The sequence below is a fragment of the Streptomyces sp. NPDC048248 genome, from assembly GCF_043201875.1.
Taxonomy (GTDB): Bacteria; Actinomycetota; Actinomycetes; order Streptomycetales; family Streptomycetaceae; genus Streptomyces.
In genome coordinates this window covers 24,852-30,859 of record NZ_JBICZL010000037.1, presented here as the reverse complement: position 1 = coordinate 30,859, position 6,008 = coordinate 24,852, and the positions used below count along the sequence as shown (strand labels likewise).

The 6,008-nt window shown below is 65.7% G+C and carries 7 protein-coding genes and 3 pseudogenes; 4 read left to right on the top strand and 6 right to left on the bottom strand.

Features of this window, described 5'->3' with window-relative positions:
• The 4 genes and pseudogenes from ACGFZW_RS38115 to ACGFZW_RS38100 form a co-directional block, all read right to left on the bottom strand.
• Nucleotides 1-149 (bottom strand): annotated as a pseudogene (locus tag ACGFZW_RS38115) (plasmid stabilization protein); the annotation flags it as partial.
• Between the two features lie 81 nt (nucleotides 150-230).
• Nucleotides 231-703 (bottom strand): annotated as a pseudogene (locus ACGFZW_RS38110) (CBS domain-containing protein).
• A gap of 27 nt (nucleotides 704-730) precedes the next feature.
• Nucleotides 731-1,288 carry a hemerythrin domain-containing protein gene (locus tag ACGFZW_RS38105; protein WP_393897919.1) on the bottom strand — a complete coding sequence of 186 codons (558 nt, stop codon included), beginning with the start codon at nucleotides 1,286-1,288 and terminating at the stop codon, nucleotides 731-733.
• 183 nt (nucleotides 1,289-1,471) lie between these two features.
• Complete coding sequence (locus ACGFZW_RS38100) at nucleotides 1,472-2,560, bottom strand: hypothetical protein (RefSeq protein ID WP_393897918.1); 1,089 nt, start codon at nucleotides 2,558-2,560, stop codon at nucleotides 1,472-1,474.
• Between the two features lie 357 nt (nucleotides 2,561-2,917).
• On the opposite strand from ACGFZW_RS38100, the pseudogene ACGFZW_RS38095 reads away from it, so the two are divergent.
• Nucleotides 2,918-3,258 (top strand): annotated as a pseudogene (locus tag ACGFZW_RS38095) (VOC family protein); the annotation flags it as partial.
• Here ACGFZW_RS38095 and ACGFZW_RS38090 read toward each other — a convergent pair.
• On the bottom strand, nucleotides 3,253-3,492 hold the full coding sequence (locus tag ACGFZW_RS38090; RefSeq protein ID WP_393897924.1) for a hypothetical protein: 240 nt from the start codon (nucleotides 3,490-3,492) through the stop codon (nucleotides 3,253-3,255). The pseudogene ACGFZW_RS38095 and the gene ACGFZW_RS38090 sit on opposite strands and share 6 nt — an antisense overlap.
• A gap of 226 nt (nucleotides 3,493-3,718) precedes the next feature.
• On the opposite strand from ACGFZW_RS38090, the gene ACGFZW_RS38085 reads away from it, so the two are divergent.
• Nucleotides 3,719-3,943: a hypothetical protein gene (locus tag ACGFZW_RS38085; protein ID WP_393897917.1), complete on the top strand. Its 225-nt coding sequence runs from the start codon at nucleotides 3,719-3,721 to the stop codon at nucleotides 3,941-3,943.
• A 246-nt stretch (nucleotides 3,944-4,189) separates the two neighbouring features.
• Here the strand turns inward: ACGFZW_RS38085 and ACGFZW_RS38080 are convergent, their stop codons facing one another.
• Complete coding sequence (locus tag ACGFZW_RS38080; protein ID WP_393897916.1) at nucleotides 4,190-4,384, bottom strand: hypothetical protein; 195 nt, start codon at nucleotides 4,382-4,384, stop codon at nucleotides 4,190-4,192.
• Nucleotides 4,385-4,610: 226 nt separating this feature from the next.
• Here ACGFZW_RS38080 and ACGFZW_RS38075 point away from each other — a divergent pair, with 226 nt between their 5' ends.
• Together ACGFZW_RS38075 and ACGFZW_RS38070 are read left to right on the top strand one after the other, a co-directional pair.
• Nucleotides 4,611-5,303 carry an HNH endonuclease family protein gene (locus ACGFZW_RS38075; protein WP_393897923.1) on the top strand — a complete coding sequence of 231 codons (693 nt, stop codon included), beginning with the start codon at nucleotides 4,611-4,613 and terminating at the stop codon, nucleotides 5,301-5,303.
• Nucleotides 5,304-5,701: 398 nt separating this feature from the next.
• Nucleotides 5,702-5,872, top strand: coding sequence for a hypothetical protein (locus ACGFZW_RS38070; RefSeq protein ID WP_393897915.1), 171 nt, complete (start codon nucleotides 5,702-5,704; stop codon nucleotides 5,870-5,872).
• The last annotated feature ends 136 nt before the right edge of the window (nucleotides 5,873-6,008 follow it).

Here is a 6,008-nt window from a genome sequence, read left to right as displayed (position 1 = left end):
GACTTCGCCTCGCCGGAGCGGGCGCGTTCCTTGTTCACCGTGCGGGCGGCGATCTCCTTCGCCCGCTTCTCGGACGTGCCGCGATCCTCGGCCTGGTCCTTGATGTGCTCGTACTGACGTTCACGCTTCTTGCTCGAACCTGCAGGCACGATTGCTCACCCTTTCTTCAGTCTCCCGGCGGGACTGGGCCCGGCCCTACAAGTTCACTTCTGGTGGCCCGGCGCCGCCAGTCAGGCGGGGCCGTGGGCGTCAGTCGGTCCTACGTTGTTCGTGGGTTGGACGGGCCGTCGTAAGGTGGAGAGAGCTTCGAGGAGGTCGCCGACCTGCGGGTCGGGCAGAGCGTGGGCGACGTCGGCCAGCGCCACCATGCCAACCAGGCGGTGCCCGTCGATGACGGGCAGCCGGCGGACCTTGTGGCGGCCCATGGTCGCGAAGTTCTCGTCGGCGCTGTCGTCGGCGCCGATGGTGACCGCTTCGCCTTGTGCGAGTTCGCCGGCTTTGGTCTGGTGCGGGTCGCGGCCCGTGCCCAGGACTTTGATGGTGATGTCGCGGTCGGTCAGGACGCCCTTGAGTTTGTCGTCCGCGCCGAGGATCGGCAGGGCGCCCACGCCGAGGGCAGTGAGCTTGCGGGCGGCGTCCGAGACGCTGGCCTCGGTGCTGATGCATTCGGCGCCGGGGTCATGATGTCGCGTGCAACGGCCATGTCGGTGTGCGCCTTTCCATGAGGGGCTTACTGGCCGCGGCCGGTGACGTAGTCACGTGCGCGGTCGGCCAGACCCAGGCCGGGAGCCAGGATCTTGCTGACCGCCGGGGAGCTCGGGGCGCTGGGGTGAGGACGGGTGGGGGCGGTCTTCTTCGCCTCGCGCACCTTCTCTCCCAGACTTTCCAGGACGTAGGGGTGGACGCCCTTACGCAGTAGGGGGTACAGGCTGTCCTCCTCGTCATCGACATGAGCGGTGACCTCGGTACGCAGTTCGCGCACGAGCCTGTCGAAGTCCGCGTCGCCGGCGTCGCGGCCCTCGAGTTCCTTGAGGAGGTTTTCGACGCGGGCGTGGTCGGCGATCTCCCTGTCCGCGATGGCGTCGCCTCCGTCCAGGTGCTCGCGCACGGCGGGGTAGAGGTATTGCTCCTCGGCTACCGAATGCCGCACCAGTTCGATGGTCAGCGAATCCACCAGCTGCTTACGGCGCTCACTGCCCGGCATGGCGTTGTCCAGCTGCTCGAACAGCTCATCCACTTCGCGGTGGTCAGTGGTCAGCTCCGCGATGACATCCCCGTCGTGACCCATGGCTTGTGCCCCTTCCTCGCTTTCCTGGCGCGCCGACCGCCGGCGCGCCAGGAGACGGTTCCCGGCGTGCGTTGGCGCGTAACGGCGAGATGGGTGGATTGCACCGGATGCCCCGACCCTATAGACCTCGACACCGCGGCTGCGTTCGAAGCGAGTTGTCGGTCCCAAGGGCTGAAGGGCGCTCTACTTTTTTGTCGGGCGCATGTAGGTGCGGGATACCTGTGTTCCTGGGTGGGTCACGGTGAATTCGAGGATGTCCCCGCCGCCCTGTGCGCGGTAGATGCGGTATTTGTCCTGACGGAACCAGTCGCCGACGGCAAGGTCCGCTTCTGCGGGGCCCACGGTGTAGCTGCCGCTTACCAGCTTGCTGTAGGACTGGGACCACTTCTTGCTGGTCTTCACGCTCAGTCCGGTCTCGATTGTGGTGCTGACACTCGCGCCGAATCCCTTGATGCCGAAACTCGCTTCAGCGGTGACGCTGACATTCAGCGTCCGGTCCACGTCCGAGGCGGATTCTTCTGTGGTGCCCTCAGTGGTGGACCAGGAATGCAGCTCGGTATTGTGGGCGGGATGCACCCTCCATTGGACCTTGTTCCAGCTGGACCAGCGGCGAATAATGTAGTAAGGGCTATGTTCCCCCTGCCATTGCACGTCGTGCCCGTGATCGTCGGCGATGAGGAAGTAAGGTACGGCGACTTCGCCTGCGATCTGCCAGGAAGTGTTTTCGGGAGGGTCGGAGTAGTCGGTCAGCTCGGGTGCTGCAAGTCGGGGAGGCTCCAGCCTGCCCAATTTGGCCACCTCGGGAAATCCATCGGGCTGCTCGTCGAAGTAGAAGGTGGTCGCCTCCTTCCGGTCGTCCACGAACTGGATCGTCCCGCCGTCCGCCCCGCCGTCCGCCTGAACGTATTGTGCATGCACGCGATTCCAAAGAATGCAGCCGTCGTTCTCCGTTGATAGCTCAATGCGCCAGATACCGCCGTTTCTGTAGTCGTCCGGGATGTCGCTGACAGCGACGTCCCGGACCTGTTTGTCGGGGTCGGCCCACAAAATATGGCCGGGGAGGGAAGTGACCGCGAGCTTTTCGTCATCGCCAACCTTGATGGGGCACTTGGCCACTGAGGCGAGGATGAGACAAGAATCAGCCTCATCGGTCCAGTGAATGACATACTTGCCGGATACTTCCCGGTCCATGAAGCTTCCGTACCAATATGTTGCGGTCCCTTCAAGCTGCGTCCTGAGTGTGTAGACGTTGCCAATCTTCGGCAGTGCCATGAATACCTCCGCGTACTGGGCTACTTCCGCAAGCCGCTCCTCTGTCACGGCTAGCTGGCTTGTGCGTGACTACCCGAGGGAGTCGACGGAATTCCCAGGATTACAGGCACCACCCAAACGAGTGATCGAAATTAAGACACTAATGATGCTGCAGGCGAGTTGGAGCAGTGCGAGGTGGAGGTCAGCGCGTATCTCTTTGTTGCCATCTACGACGCGAACGTTCTTTACCCCAACATCCTGCGTTACGTACTCAACTGGGTCGCGCAGGGTGGCCTCGTCCAGGCCAAGTGGACCGAGCAGGTCCTCGACGAGACGTTCCGCAACGTGCGCAAGAACAACACGCGCTTGAGGAGAGCCATGCCTGCCCCTGAACCTCGTCCGCCGGCTCCCGCGCGCGGGGCGCCTTGCTGGGTGAACCTGATGGCCCGCGACCTGCAGGCAACACAGGCCTTCTACGCTGCGGTGCTGGTCTGGAGCTTTCGCCCCGGCAGTCTGGGCAAAGAGTTCTCCGTGGCCCTAGCGGGCGGGCACCCTGTGCTGGGATCAGCGCGCTGGCACCGAGCCTGCAGGCCGCAGTGGCATGGACGCCCTACTTCGCCGTCGACGACGCGGACGAGACCGCGGCCAAGGCCCGCGAGCGCGGCGCCACCGTGGCTGTCGGGCCGCTGAAGTTCGGGCCAGGTCGCGCGGCTCTAGTTGTCGCCGGGGCTGAGGATGGCCTCTCGTCCTTGCGCTGTGTGAAGGACGGCGGTGCCGGCCTCGTCCACGGCCCAGAAGTCCTCGTTCGGGTCGAGGGGAGTCATCGTGCCGTGCCACTCCTCGCCGAAAGGCTGGTGAAACCGCTTGAGGAGCCTGGCGTGGACTTGGATCTCAGTGCTGCCAGTAACGACAACCGCCTCACCGTCATAGGAGAAGGCGGGAAGCTTGCTCATAGCCTCAGTCTCCCCGCGCGAAGTCGTCCGCATCGTGGGAATCTGCTAACGATCAGTTGCTAGATGGTGCGCTGACCTGGGGATCTAGTTTTTGTGGGGTGGCGGTGCTTTGAGCTGGGGTTTCCGCGGAGCTTCGGAAGCTGCCAGGGGCTCTGAGGTGCAAGTTGGGTAGGTTCGGGTGGATGGTTTGCGAGCGCACGGCGCTGGCCGTAGGCAGGGTGGACTCATGACCGACCAGCCCCGCCTGCGCATCGTGGTGCATCCACCGTCCGCTGATGGCGGTCGTCGCGTCCGTGTGAATGCTGCGATTCTCGGCGTGGCCTATGGCGTGGCCGACCTGCTGGATTTCCTGCGCCGGGTCGGCTTGAACCCCGAGGAAGTGCCGTTGAACGATCCGAGGATCACGTGGCGTGGCGGAGGGCCCGCCACCTGGAAGTCCAGCGCCCACTGAGGTGACGTCCACTGGGCACCAGATGCCGAGTGGTTCGACGCTGGCCGTCGGCACCCGCCCCGTTTCCTGGCTATGCCATGGCCCACTCCAGACGCCTTCGTAGCCACACCGCGACACCGCTCTGAAGTGCTGGTACTCCGTGCGAGAGCGCGGAGCCTTGTCCGGTCAAACCGCCCCGATACCGCCCTGCGCCGAGTCAGTTGATGGTGTCGGTGTTTGCCGCAGGGCTGAGCGGCCAGCGTCTGTTCAGCTTTCGGCTGGCAGTCTGCGTGCCAGGTTGCCGGCGAGGTGCCGGGCTGCGTAGGCGCCGTCTCCTTCGTGGGCGGCCAGCCGTTGGAGCAGTTCCACGGCGGCTTGGGCTTCCCGCAGTGTCAGGAGCGGTAGGCGCGTCTCTTCGGCGTCGACGACACCGTCCACTAGAGCTAGCAGTCGATCGTCCATGTTGCTCATGGGCAGTCCAACGCCTCACCTTCCACGTGGTCACGCTCGTGCTCTCTACCGGCGTTATCGTCCTGCGGCGGGCACCGCCGAGCCGAAGCGGGACGAGCGCTACGGGTATGCCGCCCGGGTGCGGCTGACGGCTCCCGCGTGGTTGGCATTCCTGGCGGTGCGGGTAGATGCGGGGAGCTGACATCGCCTCACTGACCAGGAGTCCCCTTTGAATCGAATGCGCCGCGTGGCCGTCTTCGCTGCCGGTCCTGTTCTGCTGTTTGCCGTGGCAGCGTGCTCGCCCGACTCGACGTTTGACGACGCAAAGGGTAAGCCGAACGCGAGCGCCTCGGAGGGTAAGGGCGGGGGGCTGCGCCTGGTGGATGCGGTGGGCCGGCTCAAGACGGTGGCCGAGTCGCGCACCGGCTACGAGCGGGACAAATTCCACCTGTGGATCGACGACGATCACGATGGCTGTGACACGCGCCGGGAGGTCCTCGTTGCGGAGGCGGTGAAGAAGCCGCGGCAGGGTGAAGACTGCAAGCTCACCGGCGGCAGCTGGCACTCCTACTACGACGACAAGACCGTCACCGACGCACGCAAGCTCGACATCGACCACGTCGTGCCCCTCGCAGAAGCCTGGGACTCCGGTGCCTCCAAGTGGAGCGCACAGCGCCGCGAGAGTTACGCCAACGACGTGGACGTCGAGCGCAGTCTCGTCGCCGTCAGCCTGGGGCCCAACCGAACCAAGGGGGATAAGGACCCGGCCGAGTGGATGCCACCGGCTAACGACGCCACCTGCGTCTACCTCGCGGACTGGGTGGGCACCAAGCTCCGCTGGTCGTTGACCGTCGACACCGAGGAGCGCAGCAAGCTGCGCGAACTCGCCTCCATGTGCGCCGAGACAACCGTGGACTACGAGGCCGCATAGCCTCTCGCCTCGGCAGGAGAGAGCGGTCGCTGCGGATATGGCTGTGCGCCGCAGGCTGGGTTTGCGGCGCACCGTGGTGTCGGGGGCTGGTCAGTGGTGGCTTGGGTCACCGGCCCCCGGACTCTTGCGGGTCAGGTCGGGTCAGTGGCGGTGGCCCCAGTGCGTGACGTCCATGATGCGGCGGTGGTCGTTGCGCAGGGTGGCGGTGGCGCTGTTGCTGTCCCAGACGTAGGCGCGGCGGTCTTGGTAGGCGTCGCGGTGGGTGTCGTGGCCGACGCCGGTGTGGACGCGGACGGATTGGTGGCCGCGCAGGCGGAGGTTGCCGAAGCGGTAGGAGTGGCCGGACTTTGTCGGCCAGGGTCCAGCCCTTGAGGTTGACGGGCAGGCGCCCGGTGTTCTTGACGGTGACCCACTCCGCGTTCGGGCTCCGCCTCGAGCGCGAGGACGCGCCGCCGGCCGACGGTGTGCATTGGGCGGGCTGCCGTATCCAGCTGGGTGAGCCCACCGGCCGTCCCGGCCGCGTGATCCGCTGCCTGGTGACCGGAGACGGCCGCTACCCCGGCCAGTAGCGGAACGCGGAACGGGTCTAGCCGGCCGGTGCCTGGCCCATGAGGGCTTCACTTCGGGCTCTCCGGACGTGACGTGGGTTTATGGCTGGATTCGTCGATGCGCCCTTCCCCGCCCCTCGGTCAAGCGGTACTCCTT